Genomic DNA, 18,252 nt, shown 5'->3' with positions numbered 1-18,252 from the left:
GTTGGTGTATTCACGATTTCAAAGGCGAGCGCTTCGCTCTTCCAGTACCTCCTTTCTCCTCCGCTCCCCTTCCACTTTGGGAGGGAGGCATAGTGAAGGTAACTTCTCTGATGTAGGAATTGTGCTCCTTCTTTGAAGATCGCACGAGGAGAAAACATTTGCAGCAACCTCTTGTCTGCTACTTAGCAAGATAGTTGCAAAAAAAGCGGTCATTACGGGACATGAATTTGTCTCCGTAATGGCTGCTTTTTTGTGTCTATGGGGGGAATGGTGGCTGCAACTTCTCCCATGTAAGATGGAGGGACGTCTAAGTCATGGAAAGCGGAGCGGCACGCCTTTGAAATTGTATTCCTGCCTTCCAACCTAATCAGAGGAATACAATTTCAACAGCGTGTGGAAGGACTTAGACGACCCGCAGTCGCTACCTGCAAAGAGAAGACTCGCAGTCACTACTACAACGAATTCTTTTTCTATAAAAAATTGGTTAAACTTGGCACGATAATTGCATATAATAAAATCATCTATCGCTGAGAAAGGGTGAGCTCGCATGAACATGACCTACAGCTTGAATCAGGAGCAGCAGATCAAACTATACATGACCCCTGAGTTAAAGCAATCCATTCATATTCTTCAGCTCTCAAACGCGGAATTGAATTCATATTTGCAAGAACGGGCCAGTGAGAATCCATTAATCGAAGTGGAGTGGAAACAGAATCCTTTTTCAACAAAAAGTAAGCGCTTTAATGAACGCTATGATCAATTGGATACCATCAACAGCTTAGCTATCCATGTCGATACACTGGAAAACTGGGTCATGCAGCAACTGCGAATGACACCCTATACAGCTGCAGAATTCAAAGCCATTTCCTATTTTGCTGGGAACTTAAGTGATGCCGGATATCTAACCGTTACGCTAGAGGAAGCTGCCCAGGTTCTTTATTTAACGCATAAAGAAGTTGAAGACGCTCTCCAAAAGCTTCACACCTTCGATCCAGCAGGTATTGGGGGCAGGAACTTGCAGGAATGTTTGGCTATTCAAATTAAGCGTGATAATGAGGCTCCAGTAGGTGCTATGGAGATTGTAATGGGCTACCTGACTGAACTAGCTAAGGGAAAATACGACAGAATATCTAAAGAATTAAACATAAATGAGAGAAATGTGTCTAATATTTTAGAATATATACGAACTTTGAATCCACATCCGGGTCTCGTATGCGCTCAACATGAACGTCAGAATGTTATTGTGGACGCGGAAATCTCTTTTGAAAATAACAATCTAGTCATTGAGATGAAGCGTAATATGTTCTCCAAAGTTACGATCAATCGAGAATATGTGGATCTTGTCAAAGGCGCTCATAGCGATGAAGTTGCTATATACATTCAAGAACAATTGAAGTCGGCTCAGTGGCTGATGCGCAGCTTGGAATATAGGAATGATACGATTTTTCGAGTGATTTATGCGATTGTTCAGGAGCAGATGTCCTTTTTTGAAGGTGAGAATGGCAGCTTACGACCGATGAATTTGAAACATTTATCCGATATGCTCGGCATTCATGAATCAACGGTAAGTCGGGCGATCAAGAATAAGTTTATTGATACACCGAAGGGTATTTATGAACTGAAGTACTTTTTTACCAATGGGATTCAGACCGCAGAGGGTGAGGATATTTCATCAAGGGCTGTGAAAAGTACGATTCGAGCTTATATCCATGAAGAAGACAAGCGAAAGCCGCTGTCAGATCAGATTATAGCTAATATGCTGCAGAAAAAAGGAATTGAAATCTCACGTCGTACAGTTGCAAAGTACCGGGAGGAAGAAAAAATATTATCTTCTTCTTTACGGAAAATGAAGGCAATTTGAAAAAGTAGGTACGATTCTTGCAATAAAGTGAAGTGAGGTATTACCACTTAATTGAGAGGAGAATGACAAGATGGCAAAGTTTCCAGGCGTTTATGTAGCAACGATTACCCCTTTTACAAATGATTATGAGGTTGATTACAGAGGAATACATGATCATATCAATTGGCTGATCGAGCAAGGTGTGCACGGTATTATCCCGACAGGTTCATTGGGAGAATATGCAACATTTACTAGAGAAGAGCGCGCGAAAGTCATTGAAACGACGATCGAAGCTGCTGCTGGTCGTGTTCCAGTTGTTGTGGGTTCAGCTGCTCCATCAACGAAGCAAGCGACGGAGTGGGTAAGATTTTCGATGGAAAAAGGTGCAGCAGGTGTTATGGCATTGCCACCAATTAACTATAAGCCAAGTGAAGCAGAAGTGATTGCACACTATGAAGCAGTAGCGAATGTAGGTTTGCCAGTTATCGTATATAACAACCCACACGACTACCCAGTAGACTTAACTCCGCGTATTTTGAAGAAATTAGCTGAATTCGATAATATCGTTGCTGTAAAAGAATTCTCGGGTGACATTCGCCGTATGCATGACGTTATTCGTGAGACGGATCTTGAATTGATGGTCGGTGTGGATGATTTGGCGATGGAAGGTGCAATCGCCGGTGCGACGGGCTGGATTGCAGGCTTTGTTAATGCAATGCCTAGAGAAAGCGTAGAGGTATTTGAATTATCCCAACAAGGAAAATTAACAGAGGCGTTAGAGCTGTTCCGTCGTCTCGTACCATTATTCCATTATGATGCAGGTCCAAGGCTGGTTCAGGCTATTAAATATACGATGGAGCTTGTAGGACGTCCTGTAGGTCCTTGTCGCCCACCACGTTTAGGTTTGACGCCTGAAGAGGAAGTGGCAATTAAGGCTGCTTTTGAATATGCAACAAAATCGAACCTTGCGATTAGCACGAATTAATTCAAAGATTGGGGATGCCTGCAAATGATGCATAGTCAGAATTGGATTGGTGGGGAGTGGTCTACTCCTACTGATGGTGAACTCATCGTGAATAACCCTTCGAATGTGAAGGAACAAATTGGTGTTATTCATTTGTCAGGTGCAAGTGAAGTGCTCCAAGCCGAACAAGCTGCAAGAATGGCTCAGCCGAATTGGGCGGGAATGAGTCAGGCGAAGCGTGGCGATGTGCTAGGTCGTCTGGCGTCAGCACTTGAGTCAAGCCTAGAAGAGCTAGCAATTCTCGCGAGTCGTGAGATGGGGAAACCCATTACCGAAATGAAAGGCGAAGTGATGCGTGGCGTCAATTTGCTTAAATATTATGCGGCAGAAGGTGTGCGTGCGAATGGCAGTGTGATTCCAGCATCAGAAGCGGGTGTACTGCAATATACAAAGCGAGTGCCGCTTGGTGTTGTGGGCATTATTACACCGTGGAACTTTCCAGTTGCAATTCCGATTTGGAAAATAGCACCTGCGCTTCTGTGCGGAAATACGATCGTCTGGAAGCCTGCGGAGTATGCATGCTTAACAGCTACGAAAATGATACAAATATTCGCACAAGCTGGATTGCCTGCAGGCATCATTAATTTAGTAATCGGTAAAGGAAGTAAGATCGGGGATGTATTGCTAGAACAATGTAATTTGAATGCAATCTCATTCACCGGATCAACTTCTACAGGACAACGAATAGCCTCGATATGCGCTAGACGCAATATCAAGTATCAGACTGAGATGGGCGGAAAGAATGCAGCTGTTGTACTTAAAGATGCAGATCTAAATCTAGCAATCCCAGCTATCCTTAGTGGTGCATTCCGATCGGCAGGACAGAAATGTACGGCAACGAGTCGTATCATTGTAGAGCGCGAGATCATGCCGGCTTTTACAGCAGCGTTGCAAGCAGCAATGGAAACTATCGTTGTGGCACCAGCACTCGATTCTAAAGCTTATCTTGGTCCTGTTGCTTCTGGGTATCAGTATGATAGTGTAATGGCCTATGTGACGATGGCACGCGAGCAAGCACAAGTCTTAGCGGAATGTAAAGCTAAAGTGTCGGAAGATGAGGGCTACTTTATTACCCCGCTTGTTGTGTCTGGAGTAAGCAGCGATCATCCGTTGGTACAGGAAGAAATATTCGGTCCAGTTGCTGTTGTGTTAGAAGCAGATCATTATGAACATGCTGTTGCTCTATGCAATGCAACGATATTTGGTCTTAGCGCTTCTGTATTTACGAAGGATTTGAATCAAGCATTACGGTTCTTGGACGATGCTGAGGTCGGTATGGTTCGCGTGAATCAAGAAACAGCTGGCGTTGAATATCAAGCACCGTTTGGTGGAACTAAATGGTCGAGCTCGCATACAAGAGAGCAAGGTCAAGCTGCTCTTGATTTTTATAGTGAGATCAAGACATGTGCAATTAAATATAATTAATAATTAGAAAAAAGCTATCCACCTCGTCAGACACGACGAGGTGGATAGCTTTTTGTGAATGAAAGATTAGATAGTAAATTTTCCTGTTTCCTGATGGAGCTGCTGGACCATCCGATCAAGTTCTTCAGCTGATGCTGCAATGATTGCCATTGTCGTATGTTGATCTTTGGCGATGATGGCAATTTGTCTATTCCATCGCTTTATTTGCCATTTGTACGAGTTTTTCTCGTCCATCAGCAACGTGAGGATGGAATTGAATGAGCGCTTGCTCGCGAGTCTCGATTACTAGTTGTTTTGCTAGGTCCAGTTCTTTAATAATCATTGGATTCTGTTCTTTAAATCCTTGGACAATAGAAAGTCCTGCCACTTTTCCTTGGGCTTTAGCTACTTTCGCACTTTCTATACCCGTAATATTTCCTGCAACGTAGAGTCCTTTAAGGGGAGTTTGCATATTGGCGTTGTGTAATGGTACATGTCCACCTAATTCGGGTACGTAGCGCAGTGGACAACCTGCGACAGAAGCAAGCTCGGCAAGCGGATATAAATCTCCAGCGATACAAACAAAATCCACAGGTATCGTACGAGTTGAACCTGGAACGATTTCTCCATCTGCTGTCACAGTTGCAATCCGAACACTTTCCACTTGTGTCTCTCCACAAATTTCGATAACGGCCTTTTTTAATTCAATTGGAATGCCCCACATTTTAAATAAACCACTTGGGTAAAGGGCAAGTCCAAGACGCTGAAGCGGCTCGAATTTCATCAGTCTACTCCCAAAACGGAGTAGGGCAGACGGGGCAAGATGCGCTACACGCAATAACGATTTCATAACTTTTGCGGGTGATGCAGCGTCTTGGGTAACGACATTTTTAGGAGGAAGCATCATGGCAGCAATATTAATGTCAGCAAGCTGAAGCTCTCTGGCGATAGCAACAGATAGAACATTCAGTCCAATAATAATGCCGCGTTTTCCGACACGTACACGATGAACATTCGTCATGACCTGAGCAGCACCAATGGACATAACCCCAGGTAATGTCCAGCCAGGTACAGGTGCAGCAACCTCAGCAGCTCCGGTCGCAATAAGTAAGGAGGATGCTTCTAGGATTTGATCAGAAGTGTATATGCGCCAAGTTGTTTCCACCTGCTTCACATCATAGACGGAAGTGCCAAGTGTAATGTCTACGGATAGGGAGATAGCCCGGTCATACATCTTCTTCGCTTCTTCAATCCCGTTCCACCATTCTCCCGAAGGTTCTTGATGAAGTTGTCCAAGCAGTCTCCCGCCAGGTTTCATGAATTCATCAATTACTTTTACCTGAAGCCCATATTCTGCACATACGATGGCAGCCGACAGTCCTGCAGGACCAGCTCCAATAATAACAACATCTATCATCACTTGTGCGCTCCTTTCCTAAATGGGGTAGGGAGCGATTGACTTGTCCGTATGTCCATGCCATCACGTATCGGTGTCATACACGCACGAACACCATCTTTTCCATCTACGGTTACTCGACACTCGAAGCAATGTCCAATATTGCAATATATTCCGCGCGGTGTTCCCTTCTCCTCGTGATATCGTAGCGTTCGAATCCCATTAGCCAGCAGTGTCGCTGCAATGGTTTCTTCTTCGAAGCCTTGATACGATCTTCCATCGAAAAGGATATTTACTTTTTGACGATCACGCATTTGTCCAAGGATAGGGTGGTTTTCAATACGTCCGAAACTCATGAATGTTCACCTCCCAGATTTTGAAAAGAAACGGGTCGGACAGGTGGCTGATACTTCAGTGTTGTTTCGTGTGGAATTGCTGCATCTGATACTTGTTGAATGATTTTATCGACTAATAAACGGCAAGTTCTGCCCCCGCAATAACCCATTCCTGCTCGTGTCCGGAGCTTAACTTCCCGAGATGAACATTGATACTCCTTGGCGGTATCGACGATTTGACCTAGGCTAATTTCTTCACACCGACAAATAATAATTGATGACTGATCCATTGGACTCCCCTTTTCATACAAAATATCATAATGAGTTCATTGCAAAAAGCGAGCCAAACTCAGCTTGAGTGAATGTCGAATCTTGTGTCTATTTCAAAGAAAAATGGCTGAATGTGTCTATGTATCTGTAAACAATGTGTATATAAAATTTGACATCAGAAATTGGAAGAGGAGGAACGATGACTAAATGGTTATGGCATAGAAATTGCATATTCTATTGCTAAGTAGAAAGGTGGTTAGCCTTTTTGAAAGCGATAACAAAAATAAAAAAACTGTACATGGGGGTGCTGTGAGTATGGTGAAGTACATTGCGACTCGACTGGGTTACATGATTGTCACGTTTTTAGTGATCTCGACTTTGACGTTTTTCTTAATGCAAACGCTACCAGGATCACCGTTTAATGACCTAAAGCTCACGACAGATCAGAAGAAAATTTTGTACGAGAGATACGACTTGGATAAGCCTATTCCAATTCGATATGTCAAATACATGACGAATTTAGTACAAGGCGATTTGGGCAAATCTTTTCAATTTGAAAATCGTCCCGTAACAACAATTATTGGTGAACGAATTGGTCCATCTGCCGTTTTAGGAGCTCAGGCGCTAGTGGTCGGTGTCACTATTGGCCTGCTGCTAGGCATGATTGGGGCACTAAAACATAATACACCTTGGGATTATGGATCGATGATATTTTCGGTTCTAGGAGTATCTATTCCTTCTTTTGTCTTTGCGGGGATGCTCCAATATTGGTTTGGGGTGAGGCTGGAATGGCTGCCTATTGCATTCTGGGATAGTTTTAAGCATACGATATTGCCGACAATCTCAATGTCAGTTTTCGTTATTGCAACTATGGCGCGCTTTATGCGCACAGAAATGATCGATATTCTGGGCCAGGATTATATGAGTACGGCAAGAGCAAAGGGACTTGGTAATATGGCGATTTTGTTCAGGCATGGACTACGCAATGCGATGATTCCCATTCTGACTTTGCTTGGACCGATGGCGATCGGCCTGATGACCGGATCACTTGTTATCGAGCGGATTTTCAGTATTCCTGGGCTTGGTGAGCAGTTCACAAAGTCGATTATGACCAATGATTATCCCGTTATTATGGGAACGACTTTATTCTATAGCTTCTTATTTATTGCCATCATATTTGTCGTTGATATTTTATATGGTCTGATTGATCCAAGAATACGTTTAACGGGAGGGAAACAACTGTGAGTACGCAATTGAAAGAATTTAGTCAGGAAGTATTCGTACCAGCTGATGCGAGTATGATCGACCCAGAGAAAATTACGAATAAATCGCTCACCTCCTTGCAAGATGCTTGGATTCGTTTCCGCCAAAATAAGGTAGCCTTAATCGGACTTTTTATCATTCTTTTCCTATTATTAATGTCCATATTCGGTCCTTACATGAGCAAATTTGGTTTTGATGACCAGCAATTAACACGTGCGAAGCTTCCGCCAAAAGTACCTATTTTAGAAAATATTCCATGGCTTGGGTTCAATGGTTATGATATACGGGGTGTGGATCAGTATGCGAAAAAAGGCGTCACGGATTATTTCTGGTTCGGTACGGATGAATTAGGACGCGATCTATGGACGCGTATTTGGGAAGGGACACGAATTTCATTATTAATTGCCATACTTGCGGCTTTAATTGACGTTATTATCGGTGTGTCTTATGGTGCCATCTCCGCGTTCTATGGGGGAAAAGTTGATAATGTCATGCAGCGGATCTGTGAGGTTCTTGTCGGGATACCGAATTTGATCATCGTCATTCTTCTCATCTTGGTGCTAAAACCAGGAATCCTAACGATTGTACTTGCGATGGTAATGACTGGTTGGGTGGGGATGTCTCGTATCGTACGGGGACAAATTCTGAAGCTTCGCGATCAAGAATACGTCTTGGCTGCAAGAACCCTTGGCGCTAAGGATAAAAGGCTGTTATTCCGACATCTCATTCCCAATACAGCAGGACCGATTATTGTCACATCGATGTTTACTATTCCTGGGGCTATTTTTACCGAAGCGTTCTTAAGTTTTATTGGTCTAGGTCTACAGCCTCCTATTGCATCACTTGGAACCATTATTAATGATGGCCACAAAATGATGACAATCTACCCGCACATGCTCATTATGTCATCCATCGTTATCAGCCTTATCATGATTAGTTTTAACATGCTTGGTGACGGTTTACGCGATGCGTTAGATCCTAAAATGCGACGCTAACGTGAGACTGCAATCTGGATGTTGAACTATTTTTCACAAAAGAATGTAAAGGAGGATTACCATATGGACAAAAGCCTTATTGTTAAAGATCTAGAGGTTTCTTTTAACACATATGCTGGCGAAGTGAAAGCCGTACGCGGTGTTTCATTCGATTTAAATAAGGGCGAGACATTGGCAATTGTAGGTGAATCAGGATCAGGTAAATCCGTCACGGTCAAAAGTATCATGCGTCTGATTCAGAAATCCGTTGGTACCATAAAGAATGGTGAAATCTGGCTTGATGATCAGAACATCCTATCACTCACTGAAAAACAAATGCAATCCGTTAGGGGCTCCGAAATTTCGATTATATCGCAAGATCCAATGACTTCCTTGAACCCGACAATGACAGTTGGCAATCAAATTATGGAATGTGTACAAAAACATCAAAAATTGTCGAAGTCCGAAGCAAAGCACCAGGCCATTGAACTGCTGCATCTAGTCGGCATCCCAGAGCCTGCGATTCGAATCAAGCACTATCCACATCAATTTTCCGGTGGGATGCGGCAGCGTGTAGCAATTGCGATTGCACTGGCTTGCAAACCGAAAATTCTCATTGCGGATGAGCCGACAACGGCGCTGGATGTAACGATTCAAGCACAAATCCTCGATTTGCTAAAAGATTTACAGAAAAAGATGGGCATGTCGATTATTTTTATTACGCATGATCTAGGAATCGTGGCAAGTATGGCAGATCGAGTCATCGTGATGTATGCTGGCAAGACCATTGAGATGGGCACTGTAGACGATATATTCTACGATCCTAGACACCCATATACATGGGGATTATTAGGTTCAATGCCTGGACTACACGCTCAAGGCGATACCTTATACTCGATTCCAGGGGCACCGCCGAATTTACTTCGTGTGCCGGTTGGAGATGCGTTCGCTTCAAGGAATAAATTCGCACTTAAAATTGATTTTATGGAAGAGCCGCCGATGTTCCAAATTTCGGATACCCATTATGCAGCGACTTGGTTACTGCATGATTTTGCTCCTCCAGTTACTCGTCCGAATGTAGAAATGAATCGTAAAGTATTGTTTACATCTTCAACTACGCATACAAAACAGGATTCTGCCCCCAAAGAAAAATTAGTAGAAGTGAAAGAACTACATAAGCACTTTAAGCTTGGAAGAGGGATGATCCATAAAGCAGTAAATGGATTAACCTTTGATATTTATAAGGGCGAGACATTCGGATTAGTAGGAGAGTCGGGCTGTGGAAAGTCAACTACAGGACGAACGATGATCGGATTGTATCAGGCTACACAAGGTAAAGTACATTATAACGGTGTTGATTTGCAGGAGATAAGACGTAAAGACAAGCATAACCATATGAATCGTAAGATGCAGATGATTTTCCAAGACCCGTATTCATCGCTCAATCCTCGTATGACGGTAGCGGATATTATCGCAGAAGGAATTGACATTCACGGTATGCTTGATAATCGTAAGCAGCGCCTTGAAGAAGTCTATCAATTATTGGAGACCGTAGGACTTAACCGGGAGCATGCAAGCCGTTATCCGCATGAATTTAGTGGCGGTCAGCGTCAGCGCATTGGGATCGCGCGAGCTCTTGCTGTAAATCCGGAATTCATAATTGCAGATGAACCGATTTCAGCGCTCGATGTGTCTGTTCAAGCCCAAGTTGTCAATTTGTTAAAACAGCTGCAGCGTGAAAAGGGACTTACTTACTTATTCATTGCGCATGACTTATCTATGGTGAAGCACATTAGTGATCGAATTGGTGTCATGTATAAAGGCCGAATTGTTGAGCTGGCAAGCAGTGCGGAACTCTACGAAAATCCATTACATCCTTATACACAATCACTTCTTTCCGCTATTCCGCTGCCAGATCCGGTACAAGAAAGAAAACGGAAACGTATTATTTTTGATCAAGCGCTGTATAATCGAGAAGAGGAACGTCGTTCTTTTAGAGAAGTAAAACCAGGTCATTGGGTTAATTGTACAGATGATGATTATAATCTAGCCAGTTCCTCGCAAAAATATCGGGCATAAGAGTTGGGAGGGGCACCATGAGTAAGCATGTGAAGCATACAGCAGTTACAATGATCTGTGTTAGCCTTGTATCCTTTATTGCATCATGGCTTCGAGAAGCACCACTTTGGTTTACATTTATTAATATTGCCTCACTTGTGTCTTTAGCGCTGTTTATGATTGGGGCTAGTTTATGGATATTGCAAAGTGGTATGCTAGATCGTACGATTCGCAGTTTTAAGATGTTTAATCGTCACAAAGATAAGATTGGACAATATGTCGAGCAAGTTGCTCCACAAGCTGTGCAGACACGTCCATTGTTGCAGTTCTCTGTGACATACCCTTTCCTGTGGTCAGGCGGGCTTTTATTTATTGGCATGTATCTGATATCGCTTGCTTGGGTTTATTAATATTTCAAAACAAAATTGCCCCTCTTACGTATAACATGTAAGAGGGGCAATTGTTTATGTCATCTTATTTTGCTTTTTTGCCTTCAATGGAAGTCCACTTGTAACTTGTGTATACACCGAATGGGTGAGTAACAAAGTTTTTCACGTAAGGCTTCGTCATTCTAGCAACGCCTGCTTGATAAAGTGGAAGGATTACACAATCTTCTTCAATGAGTACTTTCTCAGCCTCTTGGAGGAATTTCCAACGCTCAGCTGGGTTTGTCGCATTTTCTTTAGCTTTCTTCATTAAGTCATTGTACTTTGGACTCTTATAATCAGAAGCATTGTAAGGAGAATCAGCTAGGAAAATATCCAGGTATGTTGTTGGATCTTGATAATCCGGGCCCCATCCTGTGTTGTTGATATCGTATTGCAGCTTTTTCTCAAGAGCAAGTTTTTGCTTTTGCGGTTGAACGTTAATTGTAACTGTCAATCCTGGAAGGTTTTTCTCCCATTGATTTTTCAAGAACTGACCCATTGTTTTGGAAGTTTCGCCTTCAAAGTTCAAGAGCTCGAGCTTGATTGCTGATTCGCCCAACTCTTTTATACCTTGCTCCCAATATTTTTTAGCTTCTGCTAAACCTTCTTTTTTGAACTCACCATACTTTTCACGGAAGTCTTTGCCGTCTGGTCCAAATGTAAACTCTTTTGCAACAATGAAGTTAGCTGGTTTGGCACCGTTGTTCATAATAATGCCAGTCAATTCTTCTTTGTTAATGCTGAAGCTAAGAGCTTTACGAATGTTTACATTGCTTAAGTATTTATTCTTTTCGTTGACTTTAAGGAAAGTCATTTCTGGATCAGAGAAAGTTTTATATTCAGGGCTGCTTTTGTATTTTTCAGTGAATTCGGAAGTTAAACCTGTAATATCGATTTGACCTGCTTCATACAAGTTAATGCGAGTCCCGTTATCTTTTACAATTCGGAAGTTAATTTGTTCCAGCTTCACGTTTGCAGTATCCCAATAATTAGGGTTTTTCTTTAATACATAGCCATCGTCATGTTTCCAAGAATCTAGAACGAATGGACCACTGTAAATCATGGTGTTCGCTTCTTGTCCATAAGCTGCACCTTGTGTTTCTACGAACTCTTTGTTCATTGGGTAGAAGAGCGGGTGCGTAATTAAGCTCAGGAAGTAAGGAACTGGTGAGGATAATTCAACTTGGAACGTGTGATCATCAATTGCTTTAACACCAAGCTCAGAAGGGTCTTTCTTCTTATCTTTAATATCGGCTGCATTTTTTACATCCAATAAGAAAGCGTAGTTAGGGGAGATTGTTTTTGGATCAAGTGCCTTTTTCCAAGCATATTCAAAATCGCCTGCCACGATCGGCTTACCGTTGCTCCATTTAGCATCACGCAAGTGGAACGTGTACGTTTTACCGTCTGCACTCACTTCATGGGACTTAGCAATACCTGGTGTTGGCAAGTTCTTCGGATCTAGACGATAAAGTCCTTCAAGTATGTTGTTTTGTACAATGGTTGCCGGGTTGTCGACGTTACCCAATGTATTCAATGTTACAATATCTTGCCCTGCTGTAAGGTTAAGGATTTGTGGTTCCTTAGCTCCATCTTTAGGCGCCGCCGTAGCAGCTCCTGAACTTGGGCTTGGACTTGGCGTATTTGTATCTGTTGCTGTTTTCGTCCCACCGCTGCAAGCTGAGAATACCAAGCTGAATGCAAGGAGTAAGGACACACTTAATGACCCTCTTTTTTTCATTGTCGGTTCACCTTTGCTTTCCGTTAATTTGACTTGCTATTGGATACCCGCATCTGTAAGTAGTACCAAGCTGCTTTCAAAATGAACGAAGAGTGGCGCATCGCCTCCTTTCAGAATGTGGATATTAAAGAATAATGAGATCTTTAGGTGAACGTGTTAAAACTTCAGAGCCAGTGGATGTGATTAGTACATCATCTTCAATGCGTACACCGCCAATACCTGGGAGATAAATGCCAGGTTCCACGGTCATAATCATGCCAGCAGCGAGTACTTTCTCAGACTTGGTTGAGAAGAATGGCTCTTCATGGATATCGAGGCCAATCGCATGCCCAGTCCCGTGACCGAAGTTTTTGCCGTATCCCTTCTCGTCAATGTAGTGATGGGCAAATGTATCAATATCTTTGCAAGGAACACCGGGTTTAAGCAGGGCAATCGTCTGTAGTTCCGCCTCCAGCACGATGTTATACACTTCTTGCAATTGCGCAAGTGGCTCTCCAATTGCGATTGTACGTGTAAGATCAGAGCGATAACCACGGTAGTAAGCACCAAAGTCCAGTGTAACCATATCGCCGTTTTCAATTAGTTTTGTACTTGCCACGCCATGAGGGTAAGCGCCGCGATAACCCGATGCGATAATAATATCGAAAGCAGAGCAATCCGCACCTTGCTTACGCATGAACATTTCCATTTCATTGGCGACATCCTTCTCAGATTTACCGGGTTGGATAAAGTTCAAAATGTGTGAAAAGGTTGCATCTGCAATTCCGGCAGCAGTACGAATGAATTGGATTTCTTCTTCAGATTTCACCATCCGAATTTTCTCAATGTAACCGGATACAGGAATAAGTTCAGCTTTGACGTGGTCTTTGTAAGCTGAATAATTGGTGAATGTCATATGATCCTGTTCAAATCCCAGCTTCTGTACGCCATGTTTTTCGCATTCAATCCCAATTTGCTCCGTAAATGAAGATTTGAATTGAATGATCTCGAATGAGGGAGCTTGTTTCCCTGCCTGCTCGGTATATCGAGAATCTGTGATGAGTATGGCTTGATCCAATGTGACAAGTGCAACACCAGCACTTCCCGTAAAACCAGTTATGTACCTGCGATTCGATCCACCTGTAATTAACAAACCATCTAACTGTTGCTCTCGTAACTGCACACGTAAATCATCAATTCTTATTTGCATGTGTCAACCTCCTCATTTGCATGTAAACTCACTTATTTCATCTATGCAAAATAAATGCCACATTACGTCGGATGGTACTTTTGCTAAGTAACGTGACTATGTAAAAAGAAAAACGTAATTTGTTATACAGTTTTTGTATTCCGTGTAAAAAAGATTAGACATTTAGTCCATAATGCGAGGGTAGAATGTGGCACATAACTTGCATGCATAATGGTGAGTGATATGAAGGTAAATTGTAAAAAAGGGAGTTACATCAAAAAGGAGGATAAACGATGCAAATTAAACAGTTATTTACGACGATTGATGCCCATACGGGTGGGGAACCCTTGCGTATTATTACAGGTGGGATACCGCCGTTAAAAGGGAATACGATATTGGAGAAACGCGCATACTTCCGCGAGCACTTGGATCATATCCGCAGGGTGCTGATGTATGAACCGCGTGGACATCATGGGATGTATGGCTGTGTCATTACACCACCTGTGAGTTCTGATGCGGATTTTGGTGTTCTGTTCATGCATAACGAAGGGTATAGTTCGATGTGTGGTCATGGCATTATTGCGGTTGTGACGGCTGTTATCGAGACTGGATTTTTGCAAGTTGAAGGGGATCATCCAACTATTATTATTGATAGTCCCGCAGGTAAGATCATCGCCCATGCACAACTTGAAGGAAATGAAGTGAAATCCGTTTCTTTTGAAAATGTTCCTTCGTTCGTCTTCGCATCCGATGTGTTGGTCACATTACCTGATAATCGCCAGTTGCGTGTAGATATTGCCTTTGGCGGTGCTTTCTATGCAATTGTTCATGCTGCAGATCTTGGTGTGAAAGTAGATATCGAGCATTTACCTGAATTACAAAAGATAGGAAGCGCGATTAAAGAAAATATCGAGAGCCAGATGCTAGTTCAGCATCCAATCGAGCATGAACTTCGAGATATTTATGGTGTCATTATCTCCGATGAACCTCAGATTGCTTCTTCGCATTTAAGAAATGTGACAATCTTTGCCGAAGAGCAGATTGATCGTTCTCCATGCGGCACAGGGACTTGTGCAAGACTAGCTGCGCTTCATGCACGTGGTCAATATGAAAATGGTGAATTGTTCGTTCATGAAGGGATTATGAACAGTCAGTTTATCTCTCAAGTGATTGAACAGACGGAAGTTGCACAATTTAAGGCTATTATTCCTAAAATAGAAGGTAAAGCGTTTATTACAGGATTGCACCAATTTGTAGTTGACCCAACGGACCCACTTGCTGATGGATTTTTACTGAGCTAAGGGTTCCTGAATAGATGAGGTGGATGGACTTATGTTAGTATTAACCGCTGCAGATCAAGCGCAGCTTGTAAAAATGGATGAGGTCATTGAAGCAGTAGGTATGGCTTTAGCTGAATATTCAAGTGGGCGGGCAATTGCACCGATACGGACATTCATTCCTGTTGCCGAAGGGAATGGAACAGCGCTGTTCATGCCTTCATTTGTTGCTGGAGCAAAAAGTCTTGGTGTGAAGTTCGTTTCGGTGTACCCAAATAACAAGCAGATTAACAAAAAGACGATCTATGGCTTGATGGTGCTTTCTGATATGATGACGGGTGAGCCGCTGGCGATATTGGAAGCCTCGTACTTAACGGTTATTCGGACAGGAGCTGCTTCAGGCCTTGCAACCAAGCTGCTCTCGCGTGAGAATGCGAAGGTGCTAGGGGTAATTGGTACAGGTGCTCAATCAAGAGGGATGATCGAGGCAGTGAGGTGTGTGCGGACAATTGAGGAAATTCGTCTATACAATCGCAATTTGGATAAGGCACATACGTTAGCAGAGGAGCTTCGGAATGAAGTTGGAAGTAAAGGGCTACGGATTAACGTCGTAAGCGAAGCTGATCAAGCCGTGCAAGGTGCAGATATTGTAATCACAGCTACCAATTCAAGTGAGCCTGTGTTCTCGGCAGCAGCGATAACATCGGGTTTACATGTGAATGCAATTGGCTCCTTCCGACCTCATATGCAGGAGCTGCCAACCGAATTAATTGTACAGGCGCATAAAGTGGTGGTCGAATCGATTGAAACGGCACTAGACGAGACGGGAGATCTACTCATTCCCATAGAGCAGTGCGTATTTACGCCTAATGAGATTCATGCTGAGCTTGGCGAGATTGTAAGCGGAATCAAGCAAGGTCGTGAACATGATGAAGAGATCACAGTGTTTAAATCAGTGGGACTAGCTGCAATGGACGTGGTCGTAGCGAAAGTATTGTATGATCGAGCGGTGCAAGCCGGTGTTGGACAGCATGTTAATTTATAAGATTCAGAAGGTAATAAGTGTATCAAAAGCAAAAAGCATCCGTTTTGGGATGCTTTTTGTATGTTACTTATCGTTTTTTCACAAGGCTTGTGAAATGATTAAGAGGTAGCTCAAAAAGTCGAACGAAGGAGAAAAGTCATACTGTAGGAGCGAAGCGATCGCCTTTTGAAGAAGTGTCCCCACCCTACAATCTAAACAAGGGACACGGATTCAACAGCGACCGGAAGTGCTTCTTTTCTCCGTAGTGCCCAGACTTTTACCAACAAACGCTCTTAAGTCATTCTCCAAGCCCCAACTTATTCATTTTATTATAAAGCGTTGCCCGGGACATGCCCAGACGCTTGGCGGCGGCTTGCTTATTTCCTTTTTCAAGATCAAGAGCCTTAAGAATGATCTGCTTCTCATGGGTTTCTAATTCTTTTTGCAGAGTGACAACTGCCGTTGGAAAATGCTCTTGTTCTTCGTAATCTTCGGATTTTTTACGTGAATAAATGGACAAAGGCAGGTACTCACGTTTAACCGAACCATCCGCAGAAAATACGACGATTCTCTCCACCGTATTACGAAGTTCCCTGATATTTCCCGGCCAATCGTATTGCATAAGATCAAGCATGACTTCCTGTGGAATGCCTTGAATTAGCCTGTTATAGCTGGTTGAGAATTCATATAAGAAATAGTGCGTAAGTTCAATAATATCTTCTTTTCGGTCACGAAGAGGTGGGATATCCACAGTAACGACGTTGAGGCGATAGTAGAGATCCTCTCGGAATAGGCCCTTTTTAACAAGCTGCTCGAGATCCCGATTTGTTGCAGCTATGACCCTGAAATCCGCTTCAAGCTGCTTGGTCCCGCCGACCGAATAGTACTTCTTCTCCTGCAGGACTCGCAGCAGTTTGACTTGCATATCCAGTGGCATTTCACCAATTTCATCTAAGAATAAAGTCCCGCCCTTTGCAAGCTCAATTTTTCCTTTCTTGCCATTGTGATCTGCGCCTGAGAAGGCCCCTTTTTCATAACCAAAAAGCTCACTTTCAAATAAGGATGGCGGAATTGCACCGCAATTAATGGCGATAAAAGGGGCATCTGATTTCTCCCGGGTGTCGTGTATGGCTTTGGCGAATAGTTCTTTGCCAACGCCGCTTTCCCCTAGAACTAGCACAGTTGCTTTGGTCGATCCGACCTTACTGCTCATCTCAATAGCATGCTTGATTGCGCGACTCGTTCCTTTAATGTGGATGAATGGATCGGCGGACGGCATGAGCTGAGCCATTTGCTGCTGGAGATGATGGACTTTGGCTGTTGCATTGAATAGTTCTTGGTTGAGCCGTGCCTCACTCGTAATGTCTTTTTCAGCGGCAATTGAACCAATAATTTGACCATCGAGCATAATGGGGTTCGAATTAATGAGAACATAGAGATCAGGTCTTGGCTGATGCAGCTTACGGAATACCGAATCGCCTGTTTTTAGTGCCCGAAGCGTTTGTAGCATGTGGATCGGGAAGAAGTCAGAAATCGGCTTGCCGATAATATTCTGCGCTTTTATCGAAAAAATTTGCTCGGCACCCTTCGTCCATACGACTGTACGTTCATCTTCATCAATCATGGAGATCGATGCATCCATCGTCTCGATCATCGCTTCAAAATACGCCTCTAGGCGTTGATGTGATTGGTATAGTGCTTGCATCATATCGTGGGAAGCTAGAAATCCAAGTGGCTTGTTTGCTTCGTTATAAACAAGAATGTAATCGTTTTCATGAAAAAGTTGTATAATAGACTTAATGGATTCAGTCTCACTTACACTTGCAGATGCTCGCCAAGCTAATCTTGGATCTGCTATCGAGGGTGTAATAGATTTACAATCACAATAATAGAGCTGCTTTCCATTCTGATAGAAATGGACAGACATCTCACAGTTAAGAGTAGTCATATCGAGAATGGGTGGATTAAATGGCTGCTTAGGGCTGTTATCAACCGTGTAAGTAAAATTTGTACGAAGAAGACTCAATAAATGAGGTAGTTTGTGTTTCAT

15 protein-coding genes are annotated in these 18,252 nt (G+C 43.0%); 9 read left to right on the top strand and 6 right to left on the bottom strand.

Features of this window, described 5'->3' with window-relative positions; translation table 11 throughout:
- Positions 1 to 547: 547 nt before the first annotated feature.
- From rpoN to ACSBOP_RS16115, 3 genes are all read left to right on the top strand, one after another.
- A complete protein-coding gene (gene rpoN / locus ACSBOP_RS16125; protein ID WP_442601542.1) occupies positions 548 to 1,861 on the top strand; it encodes an RNA polymerase factor sigma-54 in 1,314 nt (437 codons plus the stop codon).
- Positions 1,862 to 1,931: 70 nt separating this feature from the next.
- Positions 1,932 to 2,825, top strand: a complete 894-nt coding sequence (locus ACSBOP_RS16120; RefSeq protein WP_442601541.1) for a dihydrodipicolinate synthase family protein — start codon at positions 1,932 to 1,934, stop codon at positions 2,823 to 2,825.
- Positions 2,826 to 2,852: 27 nt separating this feature from the next.
- Positions 2,853 to 4,289 (top strand): aldehyde dehydrogenase family protein, encoded by a 1,437-nt coding sequence (locus ACSBOP_RS16115; protein WP_442604502.1) that lies wholly within the window; start codon positions 2,853 to 2,855, stop codon positions 4,287 to 4,289.
- A gap of 187 nt (positions 4,290 to 4,476) precedes the next feature.
- On the opposite strand, the gene ACSBOP_RS16110 is transcribed toward ACSBOP_RS16115, so the two are convergent.
- From ACSBOP_RS16110 to ACSBOP_RS16100, 3 genes are read right to left on the bottom strand one after another with little or no spacing between them, the layout of a single operon-like run.
- On the bottom strand, positions 4,477 to 5,685 hold the full coding sequence (locus tag ACSBOP_RS16110; RefSeq protein ID WP_442601540.1) for an NAD(P)/FAD-dependent oxidoreductase: 1,209 nt from the start codon (positions 5,683 to 5,685) through the stop codon (positions 4,477 to 4,479).
- Positions 5,685 to 6,020 (bottom strand): (2Fe-2S)-binding protein, encoded by a 336-nt coding sequence (locus ACSBOP_RS16105; RefSeq protein ID WP_442601539.1) that lies wholly within the window; start codon positions 6,018 to 6,020, stop codon positions 5,685 to 5,687. The genes ACSBOP_RS16110 and ACSBOP_RS16105 overlap by 1 nt, the downstream gene beginning before the upstream one ends.
- The gene (locus ACSBOP_RS16100; RefSeq protein WP_442601538.1) at positions 6,017 to 6,289 is read right to left on the bottom strand and encodes a (2Fe-2S)-binding protein; all 273 of its coding nucleotides are present in this window, start codon (positions 6,287 to 6,289) and stop codon (positions 6,017 to 6,019) included. Before ACSBOP_RS16100 ends, ACSBOP_RS16105 begins: the two co-directional genes overlap by 4 nt.
- A 295-nt stretch (positions 6,290 to 6,584) precedes the next feature.
- Here ACSBOP_RS16100 and opp3b point away from each other — a divergent pair, with 295 nt between their 5' ends.
- From opp3b to ACSBOP_RS16080, 4 genes are all read left to right on the top strand, one after another.
- Positions 6,585 to 7,514, top strand: coding sequence for an oligopeptide ABC transporter permease (gene opp3b, locus ACSBOP_RS16095; protein ID WP_442601537.1), 930 nt, complete (start codon positions 6,585 to 6,587; stop codon positions 7,512 to 7,514).
- Positions 7,511 to 8,527 carry an oligopeptide ABC transporter permease gene (gene opp3C, locus ACSBOP_RS16090; RefSeq protein WP_442601536.1) on the top strand — a complete coding sequence of 339 codons (1,017 nt, stop codon included), beginning with the start codon at positions 7,511 to 7,513 and terminating at the stop codon, positions 8,525 to 8,527. The genes opp3b and opp3C overlap by 4 nt, the downstream gene beginning before the upstream one ends.
- 63 nt (positions 8,528 to 8,590) lie before the next feature.
- The gene (locus ACSBOP_RS16085) at positions 8,591 to 10,585 is read left to right on the top strand and encodes an ABC transporter ATP-binding protein (protein WP_442601535.1); all 1,995 of its coding nucleotides are present in this window, start codon (positions 8,591 to 8,593) and stop codon (positions 10,583 to 10,585) included.
- 17 nt (positions 10,586 to 10,602) lie between these two features.
- A complete protein-coding gene (locus tag ACSBOP_RS16080) occupies positions 10,603 to 10,974 on the top strand; it encodes a DUF3899 domain-containing protein (protein ID WP_442601534.1) in 372 nt (123 codons plus the stop codon).
- Positions 10,975 to 11,038: 64 nt separating this feature from the next.
- Here ACSBOP_RS16080 and ACSBOP_RS16075 read toward each other — a convergent pair whose 3' ends face one another.
- Together ACSBOP_RS16075 and ACSBOP_RS16070 are read right to left on the bottom strand one after the other, a co-directional pair.
- On the bottom strand, positions 11,039 to 12,733 hold the full coding sequence (locus tag ACSBOP_RS16075) for a peptide ABC transporter substrate-binding protein (RefSeq protein WP_442601533.1): 1,695 nt from the start codon (positions 12,731 to 12,733) through the stop codon (positions 11,039 to 11,041).
- A gap of 124 nt (positions 12,734 to 12,857) precedes the next feature.
- On the bottom strand, positions 12,858 to 13,922 hold the full coding sequence (locus tag ACSBOP_RS16070; RefSeq protein ID WP_442601532.1) for a M24 family metallopeptidase: 1,065 nt from the start codon (positions 13,920 to 13,922) through the stop codon (positions 12,858 to 12,860).
- A gap of 272 nt (positions 13,923 to 14,194) precedes the next feature.
- Here ACSBOP_RS16070 and ACSBOP_RS16065 point away from each other — a divergent pair, with 272 nt between their 5' ends.
- On the top strand, positions 14,195 to 15,202 hold the full coding sequence (locus ACSBOP_RS16065) for a proline racemase family protein (RefSeq protein WP_442601531.1): 1,008 nt from the start codon (positions 14,195 to 14,197) through the stop codon (positions 15,200 to 15,202).
- 31 nt (positions 15,203 to 15,233) lie between these two features.
- A complete protein-coding gene (locus ACSBOP_RS16060) occupies positions 15,234 to 16,223 on the top strand; it encodes an ornithine cyclodeaminase family protein (protein WP_442601530.1) in 990 nt (329 codons plus the stop codon).
- Between the two features lie 277 nt (positions 16,224 to 16,500).
- Here the strand turns inward: ACSBOP_RS16060 and ACSBOP_RS16055 are convergent, their stop codons facing one another.
- Positions 16,501 to 18,150 carry a sigma-54 interaction domain-containing protein gene (locus tag ACSBOP_RS16055; RefSeq protein WP_442604501.1) on the bottom strand — a complete coding sequence of 550 codons (1,650 nt, stop codon included), beginning with the start codon at positions 18,148 to 18,150 and terminating at the stop codon, positions 16,501 to 16,503.
- Positions 18,151 to 18,252 lie beyond the last annotated feature (102 nt).

It is taken from the genome of Paenibacillus sp. KN14-4R, assembly GCF_052180255.1.
Lineage (GTDB): Bacteria > Bacillota > Bacilli > Paenibacillales > NBRC-103111 > Paenibacillus_AM.
This window is presented reverse-complemented; position numbering and strand designations above follow the sequence as displayed.

Coding starts and splice junctions, on each gene's coding strand:
- ACSBOP_RS16105 (WP_442601539.1), bottom strand. CDS start 6,020: ATGAGTTTCGGACGTATTGAAAACCACCCTATCCTTGGACAAATGCGT.
- ACSBOP_RS16110 (WP_442601540.1), bottom strand. CDS start 5,685: ATGATAGATGTTGTTATTATTGGAGCTGGTCCTGCAGGACTGTCGGCT.
- ACSBOP_RS16115 (WP_442604502.1), top strand. CDS start 2,853: ATGCATAGTCAGAATTGGATTGGTGGGGAGTGGTCTACTCCTACTGAT.
- ACSBOP_RS16080 (WP_442601534.1), top strand. CDS start 10,603: ATGAGTAAGCATGTGAAGCATACAGCAGTTACAATGATCTGTGTTAGC.
- ACSBOP_RS16065 (WP_442601531.1), top strand. CDS start 14,195: ATGCAAATTAAACAGTTATTTACGACGATTGATGCCCATACGGGTGGG.
- ACSBOP_RS16070 (WP_442601532.1), bottom strand. CDS start 13,922: ATGCAAATAAGAATTGATGATTTACGTGTGCAGTTACGAGAGCAACAG.
- ACSBOP_RS16060 (WP_442601530.1), top strand. CDS start 15,234: ATGTTAGTATTAACCGCTGCAGATCAAGCGCAGCTTGTAAAAATGGAT.
- opp3b (WP_442601537.1), top strand. CDS start 6,585: ATGGTGAAGTACATTGCGACTCGACTGGGTTACATGATTGTCACGTTT.
- rpoN (WP_442601542.1), top strand. CDS start 548: ATGAACATGACCTACAGCTTGAATCAGGAGCAGCAGATCAAACTATAC.
- ACSBOP_RS16100 (WP_442601538.1), bottom strand. CDS start 6,289: ATGGATCAGTCATCAATTATTATTTGTCGGTGTGAAGAAATTAGCCTA.
- ACSBOP_RS16085 (WP_442601535.1), top strand. CDS start 8,591: ATGGACAAAAGCCTTATTGTTAAAGATCTAGAGGTTTCTTTTAACACA.
- ACSBOP_RS16055 (WP_442604501.1), bottom strand. CDS start 18,150: ATGACTACTCTTAACTGTGAGATGTCTGTCCATTTCTATCAGAATGGA.
- ACSBOP_RS16075 (WP_442601533.1), bottom strand. CDS start 12,733: ATGAAAAAAAGAGGGTCATTAAGTGTGTCCTTACTCCTTGCATTCAGC.
- ACSBOP_RS16120 (WP_442601541.1), top strand. CDS start 1,932: ATGGCAAAGTTTCCAGGCGTTTATGTAGCAACGATTACCCCTTTTACA.